The organism is Pseudomonas sp. DF11, assembly GCF_058148565.1.
In genome coordinates this window covers 189,059-215,197 of record NZ_JBYVYN010000001.1, presented here as the reverse complement: position 1 = coordinate 215,197, position 26,139 = coordinate 189,059, and the positions used below count along the sequence as shown (strand labels likewise).

The following is a 26,139-nucleotide window of genomic DNA, read 5'->3' as shown; positions in this document are numbered from 1 at the left end:
CCTCGCCACAATAGTCATCTGCCACGCTTTATTCATGCATATCCGGCGCATGGACAAAGCACAGCTTGTTCCCTTCCGGATCACGGCAATACGCCCCGAAATAGCCTTCGCAATACTGCGGCCTCGGGCCGGGTGGGCCTTCGTCGAAGCCGCCCATGGCAAGCGCCTGCTCCCACGCGGCGCGAACGGTTTGTGGGGAGTCGGCGGCGAAGCTCACTTGCATGCCATTGCCCCAGGTGGCAGGCAGCCCATTGAAAGGTAGCTGGACGAAAACCTGCGGCCAATGCTTGCCGGGCCGCCGCCAACCCTCCCCCGGCGGGCCCGAGTCGTTTTCGCCCTCGATGCGCTCCAGCCCAAGGCAGCCGAGGACCGCGTCGTAAAAAGCGACCATTTTCGGCAGGTCGCGCGCACCGATCTGGATGTGGCTGAACATTGTCCTGCTCCTTAGAAATCCGTACTGAGATTGGAGAATACAGATTCGTCCGATGTTCGCCGGTGTTCGCTGCTCACCGACGAAACGCCCGTCATCACGCTCATCGACTGGCAAGAAAATCCGACCGAACTCTGCCCGAAACCCCATAGTCCACCCTCCATTGCAACCAGCCTGGAGAATGACAATGGTCGACTACCCTTTCCCGCCTTTCCCGAAACAAAGCCAGCCGGTGCCCGGCACCCAGCGGAAAATGGAACCCTACCCGGACTGCGGCGAACAGAGCTACACCGGCTCCGGAAGACTGGCGAACAAAATCGCCCTGATCACTGGCGCCGACAGCGGCATCGGTCGCGCCGTGGCCATTGCCTTCGCCCGTGAAGGCGCGGACGTGGCGATTGCCTACCTGGACGAGCATGAAGACGCCAAGGAAACCGCGCGCTGGGTCGAGCAGGCCGGGCGTCAATGCCTATTGCTGTCGGGTGACCTGGCAAACAAAGACCAGTGCCGCAAAATCGTCGATGAAACCGTCGCCCGCTTCGGGCGTATCGACGTCCTGGTCAACAATGCCGCCTTTCAAATGACCCATGAAAGCCTCGAGGAAATATCCGACGAAGAATGGGTGCGCACCTTCGATATCAACATCACGGCGATGTTCAGGATCTGCCAGGCCGCTTTGCCACACATGAAGCCCGGCAGCTCGATCATCAACACCAGCTCGGTCAATTCCGACATGCCCAAGCCGACGCTGCTGGCCTATGCCACCACCAAGGGCGCCATTGCCAACTTCACCGGCGGCCTGGCGCAAATGCTCGGTCCCAAAGGCATTCGCGTGAACAGCGTGGCGCCAGGGCCGATCTGGACGCCATTGATCGTGGCGACCATGCCTGAGGAGGAAGTTCAGAATTTCGGTTCTCAAACGCCGCTTGGCCGCCCGGGCCAACCGGTTGAAGTGGCGCCGATCTATGTGCTGCTGGCCTCGGACGAAGCCAGCTACATTTCCGGAGCCCGCTATGGGATTACCGGGGGCAAGCCGATCCTTTGATCGAGGAAACCGAGGCAGATTTTGTGGCGAGGGGATAAATCCCCTCGCCGCAGTCAACTTCGCCTGCGGTCGGGGCTATTCCTTGGCAATCACCGAAATCTTCCCATTGCGCTCGATGATCGCAAACTTGATCTGCTCCAGCGTCTCGATGCCCTGGCTCGAACGTGCGGCTTCCATGATGTCCTCTTCCACTAATCGGTATGGCGCATGCGGCCCTGGAGGATCCGACCGTTCTCGACAATGATGGTCGGACCGCCGTCGATCAATCGTGAAACCCGTTTGGAACGCTGCTTGAGCAACGATAACCCGACGTCGATGGCAATCAAGGTGACGATCACCATCAGCGCGTTGGTCAACGAGAAATCGTCTCCCAGCAGCGCCTGTTGGGTGGCCTCGCCGATGATCATCAACAATACGAAGTCGAAAGTGGTGAGATCCGCCAGAGAGCGACGCCCGGCGATCTTGAACAAGACCAGCAACGCCATATATATCGCGGCGGCCCGCAGTACCGAGTCCATAGGTCACCTAAGGGAAAATGAATTGATCGAAACCGAGCGAGGCGCCACCGGGCATGGACAGGCGGCCGTGATAGAGCCCCAGACCCTGACCGAGCAATGAGAGATACAGGCTGGCCTGCCCTTGGGCATCCGCCTGGACCCAAAGCCGCATGCCTTGACCGGCACTTGCAGAGCGCATAGGCAGGGGTTGCAACGTTTGCACCTCAAAACCTTGCAGCCATGCGCCGCCCAATTCAACTTCCAGCACTGCGTTGGGTTGGCCCTTCATATGAATGATCATCGGATTGCTGGAACCGTTGCGGTGAAACATCTCGTACTCGACACCGAGACTGCCATCGCCGCTTCGTAGATCGCGCGAACTCAAGGGGCCGCGGGAGAACAAACCCAGTAGCGTCATGATCACCAGCGCCACCAGGACATACCAGCCCACTCGTTCGAAACGCCAAACCTTGAGCTGGTAATCCATATCCTCTCGCACTGGAAACACGCGGCTGTGAAAGTCCTCTGGTTCAATGTGCCGGGGCATGGTGACTCCTTACTTATCTGCGTTCACCGGCCAAAGCCCGTTGGTGGAAGTGCCGCAGTTGAAGAAGCGCGTGTTCAGCGGCCCATAACTGCACCTGGCCACGACTGCCAAAGAAGCGTTCCTGGCGACTGAACAGTGCGCGTTGGCCGTTCACATCGAACGCCCAGGCAAAGCACACCGTACCGGCGGGGATACCATCCATGTCGTCCGGCCCGAGAATGCCGGTGGTGGCCACTGCCGCGTTGGCGTTAGCGTCGTGCAAGGCGCCGAGGACCATCTCCTCGGCCACTTCGCGGCTGGTGAGATTGAACATCTCGATAGTCCGCGGGCTGACCCCAAGCAGCCGTTGCTTGGCCTCCGGGGAGTACACCACGTAGCCGCTCTCGATCAGCGAACCGCAGCCCGGCACCTCGGCCAGTAACGTGACGATCTGGCCAGCGGTGCAGGATTCGGCTGTGGTCAGCCGCAGTTCATGTTCACGCAGATACTCACAAATGAAGTGGGCAACGGTCATGGCAAGCAGTCCTTTCATGGTGCTGATGGGTTGACCCTTGTCGCTGTGATTCATTCCCTTTATCGCGCCGTGGACCGCATACGGCAAATAAATGAAACCGTGCCCAGATCCTGAACCTCAAATCCATAGGCGCCTCATGCAGAGGCTGTCTTGATCAGGAGGTCGTCATGTCTGCACCTTTCGTCAAACTGTTCACCCATCCAGAGTTCGCCTGGGCGGACATCCGCGAACAAGAGCAGGCTCATCCGCGCCACTATCTGGGCCATCTGCTGTTGCTGGCCTTGATTCCTGCGGTGTGCCTGTTCATCGGTACCACCTGGACTGGCTGGAGCCTGGCCGAGAACGAAACAGTACGGCTCAGCAACGCCAGCGCACTGCAATTGTGCGTGCTGCTGTACCTGACCATCGTCGCTGGCGTGGCCCTCATGGGGTTGTTCATTCGCTGGATGTCACGCACTTTCGACGCGCGTCCAACGATCAACCAGTGCATTGGTTTCGCGGCCTATACCGCCACGCCTTACTTTCTGGCCGGTATCTTCGGGCTCTATCCCAGCCGGTGGCTGGCGGTCGCCGCATTGGCGCTGGCCTCGGCGTATTCGACGTTCTTGCTGTTTGTCGGGCTGCCCAAGTTCATGAGCCTCAAGAAGGAACAAGGCCTGCTGTACTCAGCCAGCGTCTGGGGCGTCGGATTGTTGGTGCTGGTGACCATCCTGGTGGAAATGATCCTGTTGTGGTTCAACGTGTTGCAGCCGGAATACCTGCGTTTTCCGGCGAGTTGAGCGCCGACTTTTGGCGGGGTTCACTTGTTACTGGGCCTACTTCTCGGGCTTTTTCATGCCAAGCCGCCGGCGCATGTCGGCGGTGATGCTTTGGCGGGTTTTCTTGAGGTCGGCCCAAGGCTCATGACCAACCTCCGCCAGACGCTCATGCACGTTGTGCACATTCCACAGATTCGCCCCCTTGAGCTCGGCCACCTCCTCGCGAAAGATCGGCACAGACACCGGTAACCCTTCCCGGGTCCGCGCGGCGTAGGCGCAGATGGTGGTGGCGCCCAAACCATTACGCAGGTAATCGATGAAGATCCGCCCTACCCGGTTTTTCGGTCCGGACACCGCCGAAAACCGGTCCGGCAGCAACTTGGCCATGTGGCTGACAATCGCATGGCTGAAGTCCTTGACCTCGTCCCAGCCCAATTTACGCGTCAATGGCACCACCACATGGATGCCCTTGCCACCGCTGGTCTTGAGGAACGCCTTGAGCCCCAGCTCATCGAGCACCGATAGCGTGAGCTGCGTCGCTTCGACCATGCTTTTCCAAGGCAGCGCCGGGTCCGGGTCAAGGTCGAGGACGAAGCGATCGGGCTTGTCCAGGTCAACGGAAGTGGCATTCCAGGTGTGCAGTTCGACCGTGCTCATCTGCACCGCGCCGATCAGCGCCTCGGCGTTGTTGATGATCATCACCGGCTGCCCGGTCAGCGCCTTGTCCAGGCTGGTGATGCCGGGAATCGCCAGGCGCTCGGCGTTTTTCTGGAAGAACAGCTCACCGGCGATACCCTCTGGCGCCCTGACCAAGGCCACCGGGCGATCCGCCAGTTCCGGCAGGATGAACTCGGCAACGCTGGCGTAGTATTCGGCCAGTTGCAACTTGGTGGTGCCACTGCTGGCATCAATGATTCGTTCCGGATGAGTGATGCGGACCTTGCCGTCCATGGCCGGTGCCTTGGCTTTTGCCTTGGACCCGCCCGTGCTTTTGCTCGGTGCCACGTCAGGCTCATCCTTGGCACGGGTTTTCTTCGCTGCGGCGGTTTTTTTCACGGGTTTGGCAAGCTCCTGGGTGATGTCCTTGGCCGGCTTGTCGTTGCGCAAGCCATGGAAGACCGCATGGCGCACCGAGCCTTCCTTGGTCATTTCGGCAAAGGCCACCTCGGCCAATAGCCTCGGTTCGAGCCAGTGCACGCCCTTGGCTTCGTAACCGGTGGGCGGGTTCACCACGGCGGCCTTTTTCGTCTCCAGCGGCAGCAATTGCTGGTAGATGCTGTTAAGGGTGGTTTCGTTGAACCCGGTGCCGACCTTGCCGGCGTAGCGCAACTGGCCGCTGTCGGCGTCATGCAGCCCCAGCAACAAGGCACCGAACGCGCTGCGCGCGCCCTTGGGGTCGCTGAAGCCCACTACCACGAATTCCTGGCGATTCTTGCACTTGAGCTTGATCCAGTCGTTGCTGCGCCTGGACACATAGGCGCTGCCGACGCGCTTGCCGATCAGCCCTTCCATTTGCATCTGGCAAGCGCTGCTGAGCAGCGCCTCAGGGGTTTCTTCAAAGACGTCGGAAAATCGCAACAAGGGGCTTTTGCTGGACTCCAGCACGGCGGCCAATGCGGCCCGGCGTTCTTGCACCGGTACTTTGCGCAAATCCATACCGTTGAGGTAAGGCACGTCGAACAGGTAATAGGCGATCTTGCCGCTGCTGCCGACCTCGAAGGCGTTTTGCAAGGCCTGGAAGTCCGGAACGCCCTGGTCGTTGGCGACCACCATTTCACCGTCGAGCCAGGCCGATTCCAACCCCAACGCGGCCAAGGCCTCGGCCTGTTTTGGCAGTTTGTGAGTCCAATCATGGCCATTGCGGGTGAGCAGCCTGACGTCGCCGCTTTCGATCCGCGCCATGACCCGGTAACCGTCGAACTTGATTTCGTAGAGCCATTCGCCGTCGGGCGCACTTTCCACCAGCGTCGCCAGTTCCGGCTTGAGGGTTTCCGGCAGCGGCCCGGCGACCGCGCCACTGAGGGTGGTTTTCGAGGAGCGTTTCGGTGATTTCGGCTGAGCGGCCTTTTGCGGTTGTTTCACTGCTTTGGTTGCAGCAGCCTTGCCGCGGCGCTTGGGCACGAGGGTGCGATCGCTGAGCACACTGTCCGGCTCGGCCTGCACCACGTCATATTCGCTTTCAGGGCGAGCCGCATGGTCCTGATGCTTGATCAGGAACCACTGTTCCTGTTTACCGGGCATGTGCGTGCGCACCAGGTTCCACAGGCCGCTGAGTTTTTCGCCTTGCAACTCGAACTTGAGCCGGCCTTTTTCATAGGCCTCGTGAGGGTCGCCCTGGGGAATCCAGACGCCCCGGTCCCAGACGATGACGTCACCGGCGCCGTAGTGGCCTTCGGGGATGCTGCCCTCAAACGTCGCGTAATCCAGCGGATGGTCTTCGACATGCACCGCCAGGCGCTTGGCTTTCGGGTCCAGGGAAGGTCCCTTGGGCACCGCCCAACTCTTGAGCGCGCCGTCCAGCTCCAGGCGGAAGTCATAATGCAAGCGCGAGGCATCGTGCTTTTGAATGCAGAACTGCAACGCATGGGCGGTCTTCGCCGATTTTCGTGAGCGCTTCGCCGCCGGCTCCGGGGTGGCGGCGAAGTCACGCATGCGGTTGTAGTCATCCAGGGTCTTGCTGCTCATGGACCACCTGCCACCTGTTGCAACGCTGGAGAGGCGGCCGGCATGCCGGCGGTTTCCGCGAGCAGTTGATCAACCACGCGGTTCAAGGCCTGTTCGACAGAATCGCCCAGCAGCAGCCCCTGTTCGAAGACGACGATTTGCCGGTCGGCGCTGGTACCTTCCTGCACCATGCGCCGTGCCTGCTTGAACACCTCCTGGACGCCCAGCTCGGCCGCGGTCTCCCCGAAGGTCTGCTCCGCCAGGGTCAGCCATTCACCGATCAGCATTGGCTGTTCCTGCCCCTCGACGATAAATTCCGCGAGAATCCCGTGACGCTTGGCCCGCCAACGGTTTTGCTTGAGGATCCACTGGGACATCTGGCTGTAGCGAGCGCCGGGCCGGGGTTGTGCCACGGCGTGGGCCACCATCAGGCGAAACAACGAGACGAGGCAAAGGACGTCTTCGACCCGCGGGCAAGCATCGCAAATACGCATTTCCAGCGTGGGGTAACGTGAGGACGGTCGTATCACCCACCAGCAATCGCTGGGCTGGCGAATGGAACCGGTGCGCATGAGCATGTCGACGTAGCCGGCGAATGCCGACTCGTCTTCGAAGTATTCCGGCACGCCCATGCGTGGCCATTCATCGCAGGCCACTTGCCGGTAGCTGCTAAAACCACTGTAGCCACCGTTCCAGAACGGCGATGACGCGCTCAGGGCCAGGAACATCGGCAACCAGGGCAGGATCTCATTCATGACCCGCACCCGATCCTGCGTGGCCGGGACTTCCACATGGACATGCAAGCCCGACAGCACGCTGCGCCGCGCTACCCGCTGGTAATCATCGAACAGTTGCTGGAAATGCAGCTCGTCGGTGGGTTGCAGCACCTGGGCCGCCCTCGGGTGTGAACCGGCGCTGAGCAGGCCCAGGCCATACGGTGCCAGTCGCTGGTTCAGGCCCGTACGTACCTGGCTCAGGTAGTCGGCGGCCTCGGCCAGGCTGCGAAAGATGGGCGAGGCCATCTCGACCTGGCACTGGAACATTTCATGAGCGAAATGCTTGCCCAATTCGGCCTGGCACGCCGCAACCGCTTGCGCGGGTGGCTCGCCTGGCATGCAACGGGTTTGCAGATCGGTAATGAAATACTCCTCTTCAATGCCGAATTTCATGCGCCTGTTCATCGATAGTCCCTCCGATAACCCCGCCTATACCTGCTCCGATGCGGGTTACAACCAACGCCACCACGGCGATCCTTTCCACGTCCTGATAACCCGGCGTAAGCAATTCCTCACCGAACACGTCCGGGTCCAATTCCTTGTAGGTCCAGCCGAAGTCCGCCGAGTCACGCCATTGGCCCAACGCCTCCAGGAACGGGTCGCGTCCATCTATCATCGCCACACCGGTGTAGAGCACCAGCGAGCCACCAGGCGTGAGCCGGGGCAAGGCCTGCTCGACGATGCGCAACGACAGCCCGGCACCCAGTACGCCGCCGCCATGGCGATAGGCGCGCTCGGATGGATCGGCCATGTACGGCGGGTTGGCGACGATCAGGTCGAAGTTGCCTGGCACGTCCCGCAACACGTCGCTGCGGGCGACTTCGACATTGGCCACCTCGGCCAGCGCCGCATTCACGGCGCTCAGGCGCAGGGCTTGCGGATTGATGTCCACCGCCAGCACCTGAGCTTCACGCCGGGCGCGAGCGATCACGATCGCGCCAACGCCGGCGCCACAACCGATATCCACGGCACGATGCACCGCCGTGAAATTCTGTTGCAGATGAGTATGGATCAGTTGGGCGAAGCGGTAGCTGTCAGGGCCGAAAAACACCGCGTCGGTGGCCTGTGTCGGGAACTGCGAATGAGCGAACAGCAAGCCGTCCAGGCTCGACCAGCGCACCCGGCTACGCAGCAAGCCGTCACACTCTTCCAGCACCTGGGCGTCTTGCAGTTGCCGCTGTTCATCGGCGCTGATCAGCCCCGGCGCAAACGGTCGTGACCAACCGAACACGTCCCGCAAAGTCTTGGAACGCTCGTTGCCGGGACGCTGGTTGACCCGTTCGTGGGTCAACGGGGTCGGGGTGATAAAGCGGTAGCCGTCGGCTTGCAGGCGTCGGCCCAATTGCAGCAGCGCAAGGTCCTGTTCGGACAAGCGTTCTTCTTCATTCATGCAGGGCTCCCTAGCGAAGAGCGGATTTGAGTTCAATGAACCGGCGAGTCGCCAACAGCCCGGCCGGATGGCTATGACACCGGGCGCAGAGCCAGGGCATCAGAACCTGCATCTGCTCATCGGGAGCCCGGCCCTGCAGGGCTTGTTGCAGGCTTTGCACATCGGGATCATCGATCGACGTCGCCGGTTCGCAAGCCGCAACCGGACCGCGCCGGGCGCCTGACCTGGTGCTCTCGTCCAGCCAGTCACCGGCAATCCAGTCATGCAGCAGCTGTTTTTCGTAGGGGCTGAACACCCCGAACATGGCCGCCCCTGCCCCGTCGATCAGCGTCCAGAAGCGGCTGTTTTGCGGGTCTTCATGGCGCTTGATCCAGCCTTTGTTCTGCATGGCCGCCAGGAACCCTTCCAACTGGCCCGGCGCCGAGAGCCACTGGTTGACGGTCTTGCCTTCGAACTTGCAGTAATCGGAATGCATGTGCTGGCCGAACGGGCGTTTGCGTTCGAGCATGTCCAGCATTTCGCGGTCCAGGTCGAACGAACCGATGATGTCCCGGCTGCCCTGCCCCAGGTCATTGAGGCGATAACCCAAAGTGACCCGGTGCCAGAAAGCGTCGCGGTCGGCCTCCAATGGCAGCAGTTGCAGCAGCGCTTGCACGGCTTTATGGGCGTGGCCGGTGCTGGCGTTGTCGATGGTGACGTGAAGGGTGAAATAGTACGGATCGATGTCCAGCTCGCTCAGCTCATAGGCGCTGATCAACAGGTGCAGGGGCAATTGTTCGTAGCCCAGGTTGTAGCCGATGACCTCTGGCAGGTATTCATCGCCGGCATAACCCAGGGCCAGTTGCACGGCTCCTTGCAGATAAAGGTCGTCGTCGATGTCCGGAGCGTCCGACAGGTCGTATTCGGCAAGCAACTTGCGATAGATCACCACATGGTTTTGCGAGGGATGACCGTCCCCCAACTCTTCCAGGTAGGTGCACAGCAACCCTTCGAACCGATGGTCGTGCCAGTGCTTGAGCACGCCGTACAGCCAGGCGCCGTCGACCCGTTTAGTCGGTGCCACAGCCTGGAGGAAGTACAGGGCGTGGGCCTTGCCGCTGAAGAACTCCCGTGGGCCACCGCTTTTGCGTCGTTCCAGGTAGTCAGCGTATTGCCGGGCCACGCCGGCGCTGTGCCGCTCGACCCAGGCCTGCAGCGCCATGGGATCATCGGGCATTTCCTGGGGGAGCGCCGCAGCCTTTGCGATGCACTCCTTCAGGAATGCCTGGGCGACGGCTTGCTTGTCAGCGTCGTCGGGCCCTTGGAGCAGTTGTTCATAGCACTGGCGCACGTGCCCGTCAGGGGTGACAGGGTGCTCGGTTGCCGGCTGGGATTGAAGGGGTGTCAGCGCAGTCATAAGGGCCTCTTGGGTTCTCGGCGGACGCTGAGTCAGAACGTCTCTTCTCTTGCAGAGCGCCAGGAGCGGCGAAAAATTCCGTCGGATTGAAACGCAGGCAGATAAACGGGGCTGCGCAACTTTTGGCGGGAACCCTCGCTTCGCTCCGAGCCTCGAATGAGTGACAAGTGCGCCAATACCAGCAAGTGAACACTTTGTGGCAAGGGGATTTAGCGAAACGTCGCACCGCCCCGCCGGGTCGCGAAGCGGCCCCATGCAACTGGCACCTCGGTGTTGCAGATTGATCGAGGGCTGCCACGCAGGCCAACGGGGATAAATCCCCTCGCCACAAGGTTTGATGTGGGTCGCAATCCCTGCGTTGTGGCTGGCCTATCCGATACCCAAGGAGCAACGATGACGTTCACAGTATGGGTAGCGGTGCTTGGCGCCGTTTTGCTGACCCTGGCCCTGACCTCCTCTTACCTTCGCTGGATGCCGGTCACCACCTCGGCGATGTGCCTGGTGTTGGGCGTCGCCATCGGGCCGATGGGTTTGGATGTGCTGAAGCTGGACATCAGCGACTCGTCGGTCTGGATGGAGCACCTCACGGAAGTCGCGGTGGTGTTTTCGCTGTTCGTCAGCGGCCTCAAGTTGCGCTTGCCCCTCAAGGATCGAACCTGGCGCGTGGCCTATGGGCTGGCCGGGCCGGTGATGATCCTGTGCATCGCCGGCCTGTGCCTGGCATTGCATTATCTGTTCGGTCTCGGTTGGGGCGTATCGATGCTGATCGGCGCTATGCTGGCGCCCACCGATCCCGTATTGGCGGCGCTGGTGCAGGTCAATGATGCGCGGGACAACGACCGGGTACGCTTCGGACTGTCGGGCGAAGCGGGTCTGAACGACGGCACGGCGTTTCCTTTTGTGATCCTCGGCCTGTTGATGCTGCACGAGGACGGCAGCGGTTTTCTCGGTGAGTGGTTGTTGCGTAACGTCCTCTGGGCCGTGCCGGCCGGGCTGCTGGTCGGTTACTGGATGGGCCGCGGCATTGGCAAGCTGACCTTGTCGATGCGCATCAGGAATGCCGACAGTACGTTGTCACCCAATGATTACCTGGCCCTGGCGCTGATCGCCCTCGCTTACGTCGTGGCCGAGTGGATCCAAGGCTACGGCTTTCTCTCCGTGTTCGCCGCCGGCCTGGGGCTGCGTCAGGCCGAGGTCAAATCCACCGATGAAGCGGCACCGCCGGCAGAACACCTGGTGCAACCGGTGGTGGGCCACGAGACCGTCGATCCCCAACAGGCCGTCCTCGGCGATACCGAGTCGCTGGACGATAGCCAATTGGCCGCGGGGGTCATGATGAGCGACATGCTGGCGTTTGGCAGCTTGGTGGAGCGCTCGATGGAAGTGTTCCTGGTGACCTTGCTGGGGGTTGTCATGGCAACCCATTGGGATAGCCGTGCGCTGCTCATCAGCGCCCTGCTGTTCATCGTGATTCGCCCGTTGAGTGTGCTGATCGTGCCCTGGCGGCGATTGCTGGACACGCCGCAACGATTGCTGATCGGCTGGTTTGGCATTCGTGGGATCGGCAGCCTGTTTTATCTGTTCTTCGCCTTGAACCATGAGCTGCAACCAGAAGTGGCGCAACTGTGCATCAACCTCACCCTGTCGGTGGTGGCCTTGAGCATTCTGGTCCACGGCGTCACGACCCAGCCCACCCTGGCCTGGTACGAGCGTCATAAAAAATCGAGCTGAAGCGAGTGTGTCTCAACCTCCTGGATCGGTCAGTTGAATAAAGACCGAATACACCCCCAGCAGCACCCAGAACGTGGCGAAGATCCACGGTGTGCGCACCGAGAACAGCAACGACTTACGGTAGCCTTTGTGCGTCGATTCCCGCTCGTTGAACAGCGGCGATTCGTCGTAGGCCATGCCCATCAAGGGTTCGGCGCGCAATAACTCGCTCTGTTTGAAATGCCAGTGATCGATGATCTCGTAGGCCGCTCGAATACCCGGCCAGGCATTGAGTGAACTCAAGAACCCCAGCAGGGCCAACAATGGCGGCACGATCAACGTGAACAACTTGCCCCATTCCGGGTTCAGGTTGGCCATGCACGAGGCAAAGGCGATCACCAGGAAGGATTGGGCGGCCAGGTAGGCGTCGGTCCGATTGGCCAAGATGCTGGTTTCGTACTGGATCTCCCGGCGATAGAAATCCAGTCGCTCCTTGGGCGAGCCGAACAGTTTGGCGTTGTGTTCCGTCAGTTCTTCATCCGGAGTCTGGCTGGTGAGGATTCTGGGCATCGGATGGCTGTGTCTCAGTGTCGATTCGGACTCATTAGAAGAACCCGGTGCGCGGCAAGTTCAAGCCAATGGACCGCAGGTGTATCGAAGTCCGAGGAAACGCTCTCCCACCGTCAAGGTCTCTAGGGTGTCAGGACAAGAGGAGGGTTATGTGGATTATCTTGGATGGGTGCAATGGCCGGCGATGGTCGTCACGGTGCTGGCCGCCTGGTTGATCGGCTCACGCCAACCCCGACGCAGGGTGGCGGGATTCAGTTGTTTTATTGCGAGCAACATTCTGTGGGTGGTCTGGGGGCTGCATACGGATGCGTATGCATTGATCGTGTTGCAGTTTTGCCTGTGTGCGATGAATTTGCGTGGGTTCAGGAAGAACACCGAATAGGCATGATCCCTTTGTGGGCAGGCATACACCCCCTGTGGCGAGGGGATTTATCCCCGCTGGGGCGCGAAGCGGCCCCCATCGTACCGACGCCTCGGTGTATGAGGCGATCCAGGGGGCTGCTGCGCAGCCCAGCGGGGATAAATCCCCTCGCCAAAGGGGAGCCGCATTCAACCTGGGATCCGTATCTATTTCATCGTCTGCGCAATGATCTGCACCAGGTTAATTTGCTTGAATGGCTTGATCAACCGAGGCAAATGCGCGGCGAAACCTTCCAGGCGTTCGGCATAACCGGTGGCCAGGATGATGGGTAGGCTCGGTTGGCGATCGCGTAGCAGTTTCGCCAACTGCGCACCGTCCATCTGCGGCATGGCCATGTCGGTGATCACCAGGTCGATATCCGGATTGCGCTCATGCAGTTCCAGTGCCTGGGCGCCCGATGACGCGCAAAGGACCCGATGCCCGAGGTCTTCGATCAGCAAGCGTGTGCTGGTGAGCACCAGGCTGTCATCGTCGACCACCAGCACCCTCAATTCGTCGACGGGTTGCGGCGTTTCCTGGACCGATACTTTGTCCGGTGCCGGGTTGTCAGCCACTGGCAGCCACAACTGCGCGGTAGTGCCGACACCTTTCTGGCTCCTGAGAATCAGGCGGCCTCCCAACTGTTCCGCCAGGCCATGCACCATGGATAAGCCCAGGCCGGTTCCCTTGCCGACCCCTTTGGTGGTGAAGAACGGGTCCACGGCCGAGGCCAGCGTGGCCTCATCCATGCCCTCGCCCTCATCGGTCATCGTCAGGCAAATGTAGCGCCCCGGCGCCATTGGTTTGTCCGGGGCCGCATCAGAGCCTTGCCGCTCTTCGGCTGTAATCGTGATCTGGCCGCCATGGGGCATGGCGTCCCGGGCATTGGTCGCCAGGTTGAGAATCGCCAGCTCCAGTTGGTTGACATCGGCCAGCACCGGCGACAGCGCCTCGGCAAAACAGGTCTGGAGGTGTATCGACGGGCCCAGGGAGCTTTGCAGCAGGCCGCTGATGCCCTGCACCAGGGCGGACAACTCGACCGACTCGTAGGTCAATTTCTGCCGGCGGGCGAATGCCAGCATCCGCTGGGTCAGCGAAACACCGCGCAGCGCGCCCTGGGTCGCGTTGTCCAGCAATTGAGCGAGTTTCGGATCGCCAGGCATGCGCTTGCGCACGATTTCCAGGTTGCCGAGGATGACCGTCAACAGGTTATTGAAATCATGGGCGATGCCGCCACTGAGCTGCCCGATGGCTTGCAGTTTCTGCGATTGGAACAGCGCCTCGCGGGCCTGCTCGAGGGCTTTCTGGGCCTTGGTGACGTCGGTGATGTCGCGGGTGATCTTGGCGAATCCCAACAGCGCGCCGGTGTCGCTGCGAATCGCATCGATGACCACGTGGGCCATGAAGCGTGTGCCATCCTTGCGCACCCGCCAGCCCTTTTTCTCGAAACGCCCTTCGCTGGCGGCGATGCTCAGCGCGCGTTGTGGTTCACCGGCTTCACGATCCTCCGGGGTATAGAACATCGAGAAATGCTGGCCGATGGCTTCGATCGGCAGATACCCCTTGATCCGCTGCGCCCCCTGGTTCCAGTTGGTGACCTGGCCCTGCGGGTCGAGCATGTAGATGGCGTAATCGGTGACGCTTTGCACCAGCAGGCGGAACTGCTGCTCGCTTTGCTTGAGGGTTTCCTCGGCCATCTTGCGATCGGTCAGGTCGCGGGTGATCTTGGCGAAGCCGAGCAAGGTGCCGCTCTGGCTGTCGATGATCGGATCGATCACCACATGGGACCAGAACAACGTGCCGTCCTTGCGCACCCGCCAGCCCTCGCCTTCGAAGCGCCCCTCATGCACGGCCGTGTCCAGCGCCCGTTGCGGCAGGCCGGCGGCGCGGTCCTGGTCGGTGTAGAAACGGGAGAAGTGCTGGCCCAGGATTTCGGATTCCTCGTAACCCTTGAATCGCCTGGCGCCGGAGTTCCAGCTGGTGATGATACCCGAGGGGTCGGTCATGTAGATGGCGTAGTCGACCACAGCGTCGATGAGCAGGCGAAAGCGCTGCTCTTCGTTCATGAGTGAGGTCTTGGAGTCTTTCTCAAGCATCTGGCCGAGGCGTCCATGTGGATTTTTTGCGGAGTATGGAGCAAGTCGGGCGCCAGGAAAAATCGTCAAACCTGGTTCCCACCGGGAGATTTGTGCACCTCTTGAGTAACTGACCACCAACGCGGCAACAAGTGCTGCACCCTCGCCTCGCCAAACCGATCATCTATCAGCAGCACCACCCCGCTATCCTGCTGGGTACGGATGACGCGGCCAGCCGCCTGTACGACTTTTTGCAGGCCGGGGTACAGATAGGTGTAGTCGTAGCCGTCGCCGAAGATCGCCGCCATGCGTTGTTTCATCTGCTCATTGACCGGGTTGAACTGCGCCAGCCCCAAGGTGGCGATGAAGGCGCCGATCAGGCGTGAGCCCGGCAAATCGATGCCCTCGCCGAACGCGCCGCCCAACACGGCAAAGCCGATACCTTGGCTGTGCTCCATGAAACGCTCGATAAACGCCTGCCGAGGGGCTTCGCCCATGCCCCGCGATTGCATCCAGAGTTCAATCTGTGGGTACCGTTCGGCAAACAGCCCGGCCACTTGCTGCAAGTAATCGAAACTGCTGAAAAAGGCCAGGTAGTTGCCTGGCCGCTCGCTGAACTGGCGAGCCATCAACTCGACAATCGGCTCCAGGGACGCCTGGCGGTGAGCAAAACGGGTGGAGATGCGGCTGACAACCTGCACGTCCAGCTGTTCGGCCTTGAATGGTGATTCGACATCGATCCATACCGTGTCGCCCGGCGTCCCCAACAAGTCCGCATAGTAGTGTCGAGGGCTCAGGGTCGCGGAAAACAGCACCGTGCTACGGGCGGCCGTCAGCCTGGGGGCCAGGAATGCAGCCGGCACCACATTGCGCAGGCACAGAGTGGACAGGCTGCGCTGGCGACCGAGTTCGCGCTTGTGGATGTCGAACACAAAGTGCTCGTCGAAGGACTCCGCCACCCGGCCAAACTGCAAGGCATCGAAGTAAAACGCCTGCAAACCGCTGTCCAGGCCCTGGGGATGATCGTTGAGGTAATCGCCGATGGCCGTGGTACAGCTAGCCAGGGCCTGGAGCAGTTTTTCCGGCAGCTTTTCATAGGCCTGATAGGCCGCCACCTGGGGCGCATGCAAGGCGTTCCACTGGCGATTGACCCGTTCCAGGGATTTCTTCAGTGGTTCAGGGGCGTTTTTGCGCACGCTGGTCAGCGCGGCCTGGTCAAGGGTCGCGCTGTACATCTGTCGTCCGCGCTCCACCAGATTGTGGGCTTCATCCACCAGGGTCGCGACGGTCCAGCCGTTGGCCTGGGCCAGGCCGAAGAGCAAGGCGCTGAAATCGAAGTAATAGTTGTAGTCGGCTACCACCACGTCGGCCCAACGGGCCATTTCCTGGCTTAGGTAATACGGGCAGACCTCATGGGCCAGTGCAATTTCGCGCAACGCCGCCTGGTCGAGCAATGTGACCTGGCTCGCCGCCGCCCGGGCACCCGGCAAGCGGTCGTAGAAACCGCGGGCCAGTGGGCAGGATTCGCCATGGCAGGCCTTGTCCGGGTGTTCACAGGCCTTGTCCCGGGCGATCATTTCCAGCACCCGCAACGGCATCGACGGTGCGCTGTGGGTAAGCACGCGTGCCGCATCCAGGGCCAGCTTGCGCCCTGGGGTCTTCGCCGTGAGGAAGTACACCTTGTCCAGTTGCTGCGGCGCCAGGGCCTTGAGCAACGGAAACAAGGTGCCGACGGTCTTGCCAATGCCGGTGGGTGCCTGGGCCATCAGGCAGCGACCGGTGCTGACCGCCTTGAACACCGACTCGGCCAAGTGCCGTTGCCCGGGCCTGAAACCGGCATGCGGAAACACCAGCGACTGCGCGCCCAGGTTGCGCGCCTGTCGATGGGCCATTTCCTGTTCGGCCCAGGCCAAGAACAACGCGCATTGCGCTTCGAAGAAGGCTTGCAGCTCTATTGCCTCGAAGGGTTGCGTGATGCAGGTTTCCTTTTCGCTGACGATGTCGAAGTACACCAGGGCCACGTCGATGTGCGACAACTGCAGCTTCTGGCACATCAGCCAGCCATAGATTTTCGCCTGGGCCCAATGCAGCTGGCGATGATTGGCGGGCTGCTTGGCCAGGTCGCCCCGGTAGGTCTTCACTTCTTCAAGGCACTGGCGATCCGGGTCGTAGCCGTCGGCCCGGCCTTTGACTTTCAGTGTCTGGTAGTGACCTTCGAGAGCCACCTCAGGCTGATAGCCTTCGCTACGCCGCGAGGCTACGGTGCGATGGCCGGCGATACCTTCCAAGGCCGTGGGCGATGGTGTGAAGCGCAAGTCGAGGTCACCCACCTTGGCGGTGAACTCACAGAGGGCCCGCACGGCGATGCTGTAGCCTGGCAGCAGATTCATGTGTACCCATCGCGAGCAAGCTCGCTCCCACAGGGGACCGACTGCCCCAGATCACCTGTGGGAGCAAGCTCGCTCGCGATGGCTGACTCCGCCCACTGCACATAACAAACGGCGACGGGCATCTGGTGCTCGTGACAGAACTCCAGCCAGCGCAGTTGGTTGTCTTGCAGGCGATCGCCGGGGCCTTTGACTTCGATCATGCGGTAGGTCTTGTCCTGCGGCCAGAACTGGATCAGGTCCGGCATGCCGGCGCGGTTGGCCTTGATGTCCAGCAGCAGACGGTGGAACCAGTGCTTGAGATGCTCCGCTGGCAGGCAATCGAGGGCCTGTTCCAGCAAGGGCTCGGACAGCGCGCCCCAGAACACGAAAGGCGACTGCACACCCCACTTTTGCGCGTAGCGCCGGACGATGGTCTGCCGATAGCGGCCATCGTCCAACTCTGCCAGGCAAGCTGCGAACAGCTCGGCGCGACGGGCGTGGAAATCTTCGTTGAGCAGGTCGACCGGCCCGCGCTGGAACGGGTGGAAGAACGCTCCCGGCAGCGGCGCGAAGATCGCCGGCCAGCACAACAGGCCGAACAGCGAATTGATCAGGCTGTTCTCGACGTAATGCACCGGCGCGGCTTCGTCGTGCAGATGGGCCTGGACGTGGTACTCCACCGACAAGGCCGGATCGACGCGAGGCAGGTGCAGCTCCAGGCGCTCGACTTCCCGGGCCATGCCCCGTGGCACCGGTGGCCCACCCAACTTGCGCCGCAGACGTGGCAGGATCCGCAGCAAGGCCTGGGTTTCGGCGGCACTTTGCGGAGCCTGCGCCGCCGCTTCGCCCAGTTCAAGGGCCAGGGTGTACTCACCCACGCGCTCCAGCACCCGGACCATCCGCAGCCGCGCGCCGGGGTAGGTGCAATGGCGATAGATGCCCAAGGCCAAGGCGAAATCACCGATGCGTTCGCCGTGCTGGCCGATCTGGAACAACAACTTGCCCCGGCGTCGCTCCAGCCACGGATTGTCCAGGGACAGTTGGTTGACCTGCTCGACAATCTCCTCCAGGGGGTCGCCGGCTTCAAAGCGCTGCTGGCAGTCGTGCAGGAACACGCAGGCATCGACGTCTTCGCGACTGCGCAAGCCCCGTGACTCGGCGCTGAACTCGACGGTTTCGTAGGTGAAGATGCCCAGGTCCGCCAGGACGAATTCCGACCAATCCTGGTAAAGGTTGCCGAAAAACATCAACCGCAGCCGGTCGCACAGATGCATGATCGTCAGGCTGTACAGCCGGTCGTCGAGCTGCGGGCACCAGGCCCGGAACGGCTGGAGTTGGCTGAGGTGTTCGTCCAGGGCCTGGAGCCATTCGGTCTTTTTCGCCTTGGGGTGCTCGATCAGGTGGCCCAGGCACAGGAGGATTTCCGGCTTGAGCAGTACCTCGAACAGCTCGACGAGCCCGATGGGAGCCTGTTCCTCGACCCAACCTAGCGCCAGCAACGGCGCGACGGCTGCACCTATGTCGCCGATTTCCGGATAACTGAGCTTGCTATGGCGAAACCGCAGCCCCTTGCGCATCACCATCCGCACCAGCAAGCCCTGGGAGCCACGCGGCAGCGCTCCGAAGTGGTCGATGAAGCGTTGCTCTTGGGGACTGAGCACATCGGCATACCGCTGGGTCAACCACGCGAGCACTTGCTGGAAGTTGTTCAGGTAGTAAAACGGATCGTCGAGAGCGCGGGCTGCCACGGAAAAGAAACGCCAAGAGTTTTGGGGTACTGGTTATGCATACAGATAACAGCTGCAACCCACTCAGGCAACCGCAAAAGATGAACGGTCTCCTATATTTAAGGTGAAATCCTTCAGCCAGCGATGAACTTTCCTACGGCAAGCGAGACCAATGGCGGTTGACTAACGTGATGGCGCGGTCGAATCAGCTGATCCGTGTCCTTTTGATTGAGAGGTTATGGTTATGAACATCAGGTTTCTGGGCCTGCCCCTGGCCGTCGTGGCATTTCTGGCTCTGTCTGGCTGCGCCTCGCCAACCGTGGTGACTTTGCAGAACGGTACTCAGTATTTGACCAAGGACACTCCCAATACCCGCACCGCCGATGGTTTCTACGAGTTCGAGGATATTTCCGGCAAGAAAGTCCGGGTCCGCGCCGATGATGTGGCTACCATTCGCAAGGAAGACTGAGTTCGACAGCTACACCGTCATCGCGAGCAGGCTCGCTCCCACATTTGTGCTCGGTGTTCACAGAATCCTGTATTCACCATCATCCCTGTGGGAGCGGGCTTGCTCGCGAAAGCGGTGGGTCAGCTTGCACTGATGTTGAATGTCCAGGCCCCTTCGCGAGCAAGCCCGCTCCCACAGGGTGTGGTGGTGAACACCAATACTGCATCCACCCGAGATCCCCTGTGGGAGCGAGCCTGCTCGCGATAGCACTATCAGGCGAACACGATCCCGTCGCCGCCAACCTGACCGATACCAACGCCCACCAGGGTCACGGAACTGTCGCCGACCTTGAGCAGGGTGTCACTGCACACTTGTGACAGATACTGGCTGTAGTCATGCCCCGCCCCGGCGCCTGGTACGCCGAGGAACACCAGCTTGTCCCCGGCCTCATAACCGCTGATACGGTCCTGGCCGAATGCGCCGTTGAAAAAGAAGGTGTCGCTGCCGCCTCCCGCGTGCATCTGGTCATTGCCCGCACCGCCGACGAAGGTGTCGTTACCCACGCCACCCACCAGCACATCGTTGCCGTCGTGGCCGAACAGCCAGTCTCCCTTCGCCCCCGCCACCAGGGTGTCATTGGCCGCGCTGCCCTTGACCGAAGACGCATAGGCGGTCAGGTTGGCGCCAGCCACCAGCCCATTGGCGGTAACGCTGTGGCTCACCTCATCCTTGAGCAGCCCCCAGAACAAACCCGACTCCTTACTGACCAACGTGCCAATATCGCGAGTGATGCTGATCGCGCCATGGGCATCGCGCACATACAGCGTTCCGGCCCCGTCATGGGCGAAACTGAAGTCCTTTACCGATTGCTGCAGTTGCAGGGTATTGCTGCCCTGCCCGCCCAGTACCACGTTGTAGCCACCGCCATCGCGAAAGGTGTCGTTGCCGGCGCGGCCTTCCAGGTAGTCGTTGCCCTGGCCGCCCTGGATCAGGTCATCGCGCTCGCTGCCGATGATGAACGTGCTCCCGGTGTGGGTTTCCGCGTTGCGGTTGAGGTCCTGCACCCAGGTATCGGCCCGCGCGGGGTCCGACAGGTTGGCGACGATAATGGTGGAGTCTTTCTCGGTGAGGTCGTAGAACGCCGAAGTCATGATCCGCCCCATGCCATCGCCGTAGCCGGTGGGCAGGTGGGAAATCCAGGTGGGGATGTTGAGGATGGAAAACGGCAGTACATTCCAGGCCGCCGAAGCGTAGTGGTCGTTGAAGCTGACGATATTATTGGTGGCCGACTCCTGCTGGCCGTCGTGCACGCCCACCGACGCGAGGTTGAAGGTCGAACCGTCCAGGGCGCGAAACACCGGGTCGTTCTCGTAACCGATGTTCAAGACCTTGTCGGTACTGCTCTGGGTCGGCGAGGCGTAAGCAATGTAGTTGGCACCGGAATAGAACCCTGACCATTTGCTGGTGCTCAAGTCCGCCAGGCTGTTGACCGCCAGCCCACCCAGGCTATGGCCGCTGACCAGCACGTCCTCGCCTGTCAGGCCGTGGGCCTGGGCAAACTTCGCGACGTCCCCGAGCAGGTTGCCGAAGGCTTCGCCAACATAGTTTTTCGCATAGTCCTTGGGCCCCAGCGCGGCCATCAGGTCGTTGATCACGTCGCCAATGGAATCGCCAATCAGGTTCTCCCTAGGGCCGCTGGTGCCGCGAAACGACACGCCGATTTCCTGCAGGTGCCCCTCGGCGTCGTACTTGCCAAGGATCTCTACCTGCGCGGTGGTATAGCCGGCCTTTTCACCGAAAAACGTCCCGCGACCATCGACCTTGCCGGCATAACCCAGTTGCGTGGCGCTGATGGGCGTCCAGCCGGCCTTCTGTACCGCCTCCAGGGCGAGTTTTTCCGAGTCGGGGTTCCACGGCACGCCGGGAATCACCCCTTGGGAATCGGTACCCCCCAGCAACGCGGTGACCAGGGTCGCCGGCAGGCCGGCGCCGAAGCCGTTGTGCTGGTAACCGGCGGCAAAGCCGTTGTCGAGGTTGTGGTAGGAATACAGCATGATCGCCATTGCGTCGCTGACCAGTGCCTTGGATTCGGTGGTGCCGAGGTTCTTGTAGTCGTAGATACCCATGGTTGTTGCTCGCTTTTGTTGTTGGAATGCTGGAACCGGGTGGTGTGGTCAGAACTGCCAATCCAGCGTCAGGCCCACGCCATGGGTTTTATCCCGGGAGCCGAGCACGCCGTTGTAATCCAGGTTGACCCGCACATCCTTGGCGACCGCGAGTCCCGCGCGGGCGCCGATCACGGCGGCGTTGCGGTCCATGGACACGCTTTGCACCGCAAAGGTGTTGCTGCTGCCGGCAAATGCCAGGTCCTGTTCGGAATGGGTACTGCTGAGGTTGTGCTGCCAGCCGAGGGAGCCGGACAGTTGCAGTTGCTGTTGATCCGACAGCGCCAAGGTGTGGCTGGCCCGCACGCCCAGGGTCGAAAGCAGCGCATCGCGACGGTCGTCTCCACCGTGCAGGGCGGCGTTGTCGCCTTTCTCATGGAAGCTGTCGCTGTCCAGGTGTACATAGGCCAGGTTGGCGAACGGTTCCAGGGCCAGCGGTTGCAAGTCCAGGCGATACGCCGCTTCGGTGAAGAGCTGGGTGGTCCGGGCATCACGCTTGGTTTTCTCCCGGCCACTGACGTCTCCCCATTGCAGATCACGCTTGACGTCAATGCGATGCCAGCTGTGGGCACCGCCGACGGTCAGGCGCAGCGCATCGATTTCATGCCCCAGGTAGGCCCCCAGGTGATAGCTGTCGGCCTTGGCCGAGGAATGGGTGCCGTCGCCCATGCTCAGCGAACTGTCGCTGTAGCCGGTGACGAAACCCAGACGCGTCTGGTCGCTGACCAGGCCATCGACACCGGCCAGCAGCCCGCCGATGGAGCTGGTCGTACTGGCTTGGTCATGTCCACCATCGCTCTTGCCCCAAGCGCCCAGCACCTTGAACCAGACGTTGCTATTGGCATCGGTCGGCGTACCGGCATCGTACAGTGCGTCCTGGCGCAGGCGATCACCCACGGCGTCGCGCAATTGACGACTGTCGTTGATCAGCAGCGTGCCGATGGCCGGATGGATTTCCCCAGACAGTTGCTGGAATGCCTGTTGCGCCACGGCGGCGCTGGGTGACAGCAACAAGGACTCATACAGCCCGTCGCCGGCGCCCAATTGCTCGGCGGCACTGGCCACGGCACGTTGGTTAGGCGTCAGGCCGAGGCTGGCAAATGAAGCGTCGTTACGCTCGACCGCCAGTTGAATGCCACTGGCGCTGTACGCCAGGTAGCCCCCCAGAAACGCGTAGTTGGGCAACACTTCAGCGAAGCGCCCATCAATGCCCCCGGCGGCCTGCAGGATATTGAACTGCCTGCCGAGCAGGCTTTTCACTTCGCCGGCCGTGAGCAGCGTCGGGCTGTTTTCCAGGGATAACGACACTGTCGCCCCGTCAATGGACGCCTTGCCGTCGGCCACGATCAGGTCACTGGAGGTGGGCGAGACTTCCACCGCGTAGTTCGAACCGGGCTGGAAAGTCACATCGCCGGCCACTTGCAACGTGCCGATGGAATTACCTGGCGCCACACTGCCGCCGCGATTGGCGGTCAGGCTGGCGATGCGCCCGTTGCCGCCGAGGATGCCGCCATCGTTGACCGTAACGGCCGACGCCAGCGAGCCATTGATTGCCAATCGTCCTTGATTGACCAGGGTCGGCCCGCTGTAAGTGTTTTCGCCGGTGAGTACCAGGGTGCCGATGCCTTCCTTGGTCAGCCCGCCGTGACCGGCGATGTCGTTGCGCCAAACGTCCAGGCCACATTGGATGCCGCTGCACACTCGCTCCGTGGGTTTGCCGGCATCGATGATCGCGCCGATGCCCGGCAGGTCTGCCACGAACTGACCGGAGCCGTAGGCGCCATTGATGCGAAACTCCTCGGGAATGTCCTGCGCGGTCACCAGCATCGCTGGGCCGTCGATGGCCTTGCCCAGGTTGATCATGCCCCAGCCGTACAACGAATCGACGCCCGGCGCGCCCATGTCGGTGGCGGTGGTGCGCAGCACGCTGGCGACCTGGGCGCCGGTCATGTACGGAAAACGCTCCATCAACACCGCCACGCTGCCGGCGACATGGGGCGCGGCCATGGAGGTGCCACTCTTGTTGGCGTAGCCCACGGTCAGGTCGTCGGCACTGGTGCCGCCGATCACCGCGCTGTAGACCCGAGTGCCCGGTGCCGACACGCAGAAACTGGCGGTGTAGCCGCAGCGCGACGAGAAGGTACTGATGGTGTACGGATCGGGGCTGGCGGTGTTCGGGTTGACCTGCAGCGCCGCCACGGTGAGCCAGTTCGGCGCGATGTCCGGGACGAAATACGCCAGGCCCGCGATAGCATCGGGGTTATTGAGGTTGTAGTCGTTGCCGGCGGCGAAAATCGTGACGATACCGCTGCGGGCCGCGGCGATGGCGCCCTCGTAGGCCCCGCCAGGCTTGGTGCCCAGCAACGGCTTGATCTGGTCGAATTGCAGTTGCGCGTCCTGCACGGTGAAATGCGGGAACGCCGGGTCGCGACCGCCCTGGTCGAAGCGGTCAGTGATGCCGATGCCCCAGCTGTTGTTGATGATGCGTGCGCCGCTGGCGATCAACGCGTCCCAGCCCGCCTTGTACACCGCGCCATCGTTGCCCCGGATGATGCCATCCTCGGGGCCTGGGTCGCCGTTGTCGGCGCTGATGATCTGCGCACCGAACGCCACGCCGTGCATCGGGCTGCCGTCGCGGCTGCCGGCGGCGATCCCGCCGACATGGGTGCCATGGGAACCCAGCTTACCGTCCGAGCCGACGGTGGGTGAACCGTCGTAGCGGAACGGATCGCCGGCCTTCACCGGGATGTAGGGGGCGGTGTATTCACGAATGCCGCTGGTGACCAAGGTCACCACTTTGTCCGTGCCGGAGAACTCCGGATGCGCAGCATAGACCGGCTGGTCGAAGATCCCCAGCTTGACGCCCTTGCCGGTGTACCCGGCGGCGTAGGCCTGCTGGGCGTTGATTGCCCCAAGCCCCCATTCGGCGTTGAATTCGCTGCTGCGCCAACTGTCCGGGTCACCCGCCCTGCCGCTTTCGACATAAGGCGCCGCCTGGGCCGTGCCCAAGGTCGCCAGTGCGCAGAGCATGGCGTGGTTGAGGGTCTTGAGCGGAAACAGGCGACCTGTCGACCTGGGCTGTTTTTTGTTATCGATTTTCATCACGAACCATCCTTAGTAACGTTTTATGAATTGCTGCAAACACCTACCTGTGGCGAGGGGATTTATCCCCGCTGGGCTGCGAAGCAGCCCCAACCCAAACACTGTGCTCGTCCAGATTCACCTCGGGCAGTCAGGCGACTGCTTCGCAGTCGAACGGGGATAAATCCCCTCGCCACAAAGGAACCCTCGCTGTCCTTGAATATCCGCCCGGGACACAAAAGCCTCATCCACCTTCGCCAGGTCCTGCGGGCCGAGGGTGCCGGCGTAGTAATGCAGCTTGGTCCAGGCCATCAGGTAGTCGTAGCGGGCCTGGGCCAGGTCGCGGCGGGTGGTGTAGAGCTGTTGCTCGGCATTGAGCGCATCGAGGTTGACTCGCTCGCCGCCGAGAATGCTTTGCCGGGTGGATATCACCAGCGCTTCGGCGGAGCTGAGGGCCTTCTGGTAGGCGCGCAGCTTGTTCACCCCCGACACGCAGGCGCTGAATTGACGGCGCAGTTCGATCAGCGTCTCACGGGTCTTGGCATCCAGCTCGTACTCGGCCTGTTCCATGTTGCGGCTGGCCTGGCGGGTCGACGCCGAGACCCCGCCGCCGGCGTACAGCGGCACGCTGACTTCCAGGCCGATTGTGTTGGTGTCATAGCGCTGGTTGTAGGTGTTGCCACTTTCCGATTCGTTCTGGCGCATCGTCGCGTAGGCACTGACTTTGGGCAGGTGGCCGGCGCGGTTGCGCTCGACCTCGAAACGCGCCACGTCCACCGCTTGGCGCTGGGACGCCAGGTTGGGGTTATTGCTCACCGCCAATTCATGCCAGGTATCGAAGCTGGCCGGCTGCAAGGCAAAGGTCTGGAACGTGTCGTGCAAAGGGGCCAGGTCGCCGATATCCAGGGCCGGGACGCCAATCAGCGAGCCCAGCTCGCGCAAGGCGGCGTCTTGCTCATCGCGCGCCTCGATCTCTTCTGCGATTGCCAGTTCGTAGCGCGCCTGCGCCTCAAGGATGTCGGTACGCGTGCCTTCGCCCTGGCGAAACAAATGCTCGTTCTGATGGAATTGCTGCTCGAAGGCTTTTTTCTTGGCCTGGGCAATGTCGATCTGGTCCTGGGCGAACAGTGCCTGGGTGTAATGGCTCAGCACCCGCACCAGCAGTTCCTGGCTCTTGCCCCGAAAACTTTCGTCGGCGAACAACGCTTGGGCCACGCCCTTTCGGTAGGCGGCGTACGCCTCGTAGTCCAGCAGGGGTTGTTGCAGTGTCAGGCTGGAGCCGTAGCTGCTGTAGTTGCGATCGTCATGCTGGCTGGCGCCACGGTCGTTGAGATAAGTGACCTTGGATTGGTTACGGCCCTTGTTGTAGCTGTAGCCCAAGTGCGGCAACAGCCCGGCGCGGCCAATGGCGCGGTTCTCCAGGCCCGCATCGCGCTCCTTGATCGCGCCCAGGTAGACCGGGTCATTGCGCAGCGCCTGCTCATAGAACTCGAAGGGCCCCATGGCCCAGGCGGTGTTGCACGCACAAACGGCCAGCACGGCCACCCAATAGAAACGCTTCATACCGCCGGACATCC

18 protein-coding genes and 2 pseudogenes are annotated in these 26,139 nt (G+C 61.7%); 5 read left to right on the top strand and 15 right to left on the bottom strand.

Annotated features, from left to right (window positions below):
* Window positions 1–28: 28 nt before the first annotated feature.
* Entirely contained in the window at window positions 29–433 is a 405-nt protein-coding gene (locus AC30D9_RS00925) for a VOC family protein (protein WP_116832418.1), read from the bottom strand.
* Window positions 434–617: 184 nt separating this feature from the next.
* Between AC30D9_RS00925 and AC30D9_RS00920 the strand changes: the two genes are divergently transcribed.
* Complete coding sequence (locus tag AC30D9_RS00920; RefSeq protein ID WP_490143203.1) at window positions 618–1,475, top strand: SDR family oxidoreductase; 858 nt, start codon at window positions 618–620, stop codon at window positions 1,473–1,475.
* Window positions 1,476–1,550: 75 nt separating this feature from the next.
* Here AC30D9_RS00920 and AC30D9_RS00915 read toward each other — a convergent pair.
* The 3 genes and pseudogenes from AC30D9_RS00915 to AC30D9_RS00905 form a co-directional block, all read right to left on the bottom strand.
* Window positions 1,551–1,993, bottom strand: a pseudogene (locus AC30D9_RS00915) (DUF421 domain-containing protein).
* A 7-nt stretch (window positions 1,994–2,000) separates the two neighbouring features.
* Window positions 2,001–2,459, bottom strand: a complete 459-nt coding sequence (locus tag AC30D9_RS00910; protein WP_307572317.1) for a hypothetical protein — start codon at window positions 2,457–2,459, stop codon at window positions 2,001–2,003.
* A gap of 73 nt (window positions 2,460–2,532) precedes the next feature.
* A complete protein-coding gene (locus AC30D9_RS00905) occupies window positions 2,533–3,033 on the bottom strand; it encodes a CinA family protein (RefSeq protein ID WP_116834224.1) in 501 nt (166 codons plus the stop codon).
* 167 nt (window positions 3,034–3,200) lie between these two features.
* Between AC30D9_RS00905 and AC30D9_RS00900 the strand changes: the two genes are divergently transcribed.
* A complete protein-coding gene (locus AC30D9_RS00900) occupies window positions 3,201–3,812 on the top strand; it encodes a Yip1 family protein (protein ID WP_490143202.1) in 612 nt (203 codons plus the stop codon).
* A 36-nt stretch (window positions 3,813–3,848) separates the two neighbouring features.
* Here the strand turns inward: AC30D9_RS00900 and ligD are convergent, their stop codons facing one another.
* From ligD to AC30D9_RS00880, 4 genes are read right to left on the bottom strand one after another with little or no spacing between them, the layout of a single operon-like run.
* Window positions 3,849–6,476: a DNA ligase D gene (ligD, locus tag AC30D9_RS00895; protein WP_490143201.1), complete on the bottom strand. Its 2,628-nt coding sequence runs from the start codon at window positions 6,474–6,476 to the stop codon at window positions 3,849–3,851.
* Complete coding sequence (locus AC30D9_RS00890; protein ID WP_134924340.1) at window positions 6,473–7,636, bottom strand: carboxylate-amine ligase; 1,164 nt, start codon at window positions 7,634–7,636, stop codon at window positions 6,473–6,475. Before AC30D9_RS00890 ends, ligD begins: the two co-directional genes overlap by 4 nt.
* A complete protein-coding gene (locus AC30D9_RS00885) occupies window positions 7,608–8,621 on the bottom strand; it encodes a methyltransferase (RefSeq protein ID WP_134924339.1) in 1,014 nt (337 codons plus the stop codon). Before AC30D9_RS00885 ends, AC30D9_RS00890 begins: the two co-directional genes overlap by 29 nt.
* A 10-nt stretch (window positions 8,622–8,631) precedes the next feature.
* A complete protein-coding gene (locus AC30D9_RS00880; RefSeq protein WP_490143200.1) occupies window positions 8,632–10,017 on the bottom strand; it encodes an iron-containing redox enzyme family protein in 1,386 nt (461 codons plus the stop codon).
* A 393-nt stretch (window positions 10,018–10,410) separates the two neighbouring features.
* Here AC30D9_RS00880 and AC30D9_RS00875 point away from each other — a divergent pair, with 393 nt between their 5' ends.
* Window positions 10,411–11,748, top strand: a complete 1,338-nt coding sequence (locus AC30D9_RS00875) for a cation:proton antiporter (protein ID WP_134924336.1) — start codon at window positions 10,411–10,413, stop codon at window positions 11,746–11,748.
* A gap of 12 nt (window positions 11,749–11,760) precedes the next feature.
* On the opposite strand, the gene AC30D9_RS00870 is transcribed toward AC30D9_RS00875, so the two are convergent.
* Window positions 11,761–12,297 (bottom strand): hypothetical protein, encoded by a 537-nt coding sequence (locus AC30D9_RS00870; RefSeq protein ID WP_134924334.1) that lies wholly within the window; start codon window positions 12,295–12,297, stop codon window positions 11,761–11,763.
* A 151-nt stretch (window positions 12,298–12,448) separates the two neighbouring features.
* On the opposite strand from AC30D9_RS00870, the gene AC30D9_RS00865 reads away from it, so the two are divergent.
* The gene (locus tag AC30D9_RS00865) at window positions 12,449–12,679 is read left to right on the top strand and encodes a hypothetical protein (protein WP_109754057.1); all 231 of its coding nucleotides are present in this window, start codon (window positions 12,449–12,451) and stop codon (window positions 12,677–12,679) included.
* Window positions 12,680–12,864: 185 nt separating this feature from the next.
* On the opposite strand, the gene AC30D9_RS00860 is transcribed toward AC30D9_RS00865, so the two are convergent.
* The 3 genes from AC30D9_RS00860 to AC30D9_RS00850 form a co-directional block, all read right to left on the bottom strand.
* Window positions 12,865–14,793 (bottom strand): hybrid sensor histidine kinase/response regulator, encoded by a 1,929-nt coding sequence (locus tag AC30D9_RS00860; protein WP_490143199.1) that lies wholly within the window; start codon window positions 14,791–14,793, stop codon window positions 12,865–12,867.
* 65 nt (window positions 14,794–14,858) lie between these two features.
* Window positions 14,859–17,162, bottom strand: a complete 2,304-nt coding sequence (locus AC30D9_RS00855) for an ATP-dependent DNA helicase (protein WP_490143198.1) — start codon at window positions 17,160–17,162, stop codon at window positions 14,859–14,861.
* A complete protein-coding gene (locus AC30D9_RS00850; RefSeq protein ID WP_490143197.1) occupies window positions 17,159–18,889 on the bottom strand; it encodes a VRR-NUC domain-containing protein in 1,731 nt (576 codons plus the stop codon). The genes AC30D9_RS00855 and AC30D9_RS00850 overlap by 4 nt, the downstream gene beginning before the upstream one ends.
* Window positions 18,890–19,112: 223 nt before the next feature.
* Between AC30D9_RS00850 and AC30D9_RS00845 the strand changes: the two genes are divergently transcribed.
* Entirely contained in the window at window positions 19,113–19,337 is a 225-nt protein-coding gene (locus AC30D9_RS00845; RefSeq protein ID WP_134924328.1) for a YgdI/YgdR family lipoprotein, read from the top strand.
* A gap of 251 nt (window positions 19,338–19,588) precedes the next feature.
* Here AC30D9_RS00845 and AC30D9_RS00840 read toward each other — a convergent pair whose 3' ends face one another.
* From AC30D9_RS00840 to AC30D9_RS00830, 3 genes and pseudogenes are all read right to left on the bottom strand, one after another.
* On the bottom strand, window positions 19,589–21,442 hold the full coding sequence (locus AC30D9_RS00840; RefSeq protein WP_490143196.1) for a polyurethane esterase: 1,854 nt from the start codon (window positions 21,440–21,442) through the stop codon (window positions 19,589–19,591).
* Between the two features lie 48 nt (window positions 21,443–21,490).
* On the bottom strand, window positions 21,491–24,511 hold the full coding sequence (locus tag AC30D9_RS00835) for an autotransporter domain-containing protein (RefSeq protein ID WP_490143719.1): 3,021 nt from the start codon (window positions 24,509–24,511) through the stop codon (window positions 21,491–21,493).
* Window positions 24,512–24,790: 279 nt separating this feature from the next.
* Window positions 24,791–26,125, bottom strand: a pseudogene (locus tag AC30D9_RS00830) (TolC family outer membrane protein); the annotation flags it as partial.
* Window positions 26,126–26,139: the final 14 nt, after the last annotated feature.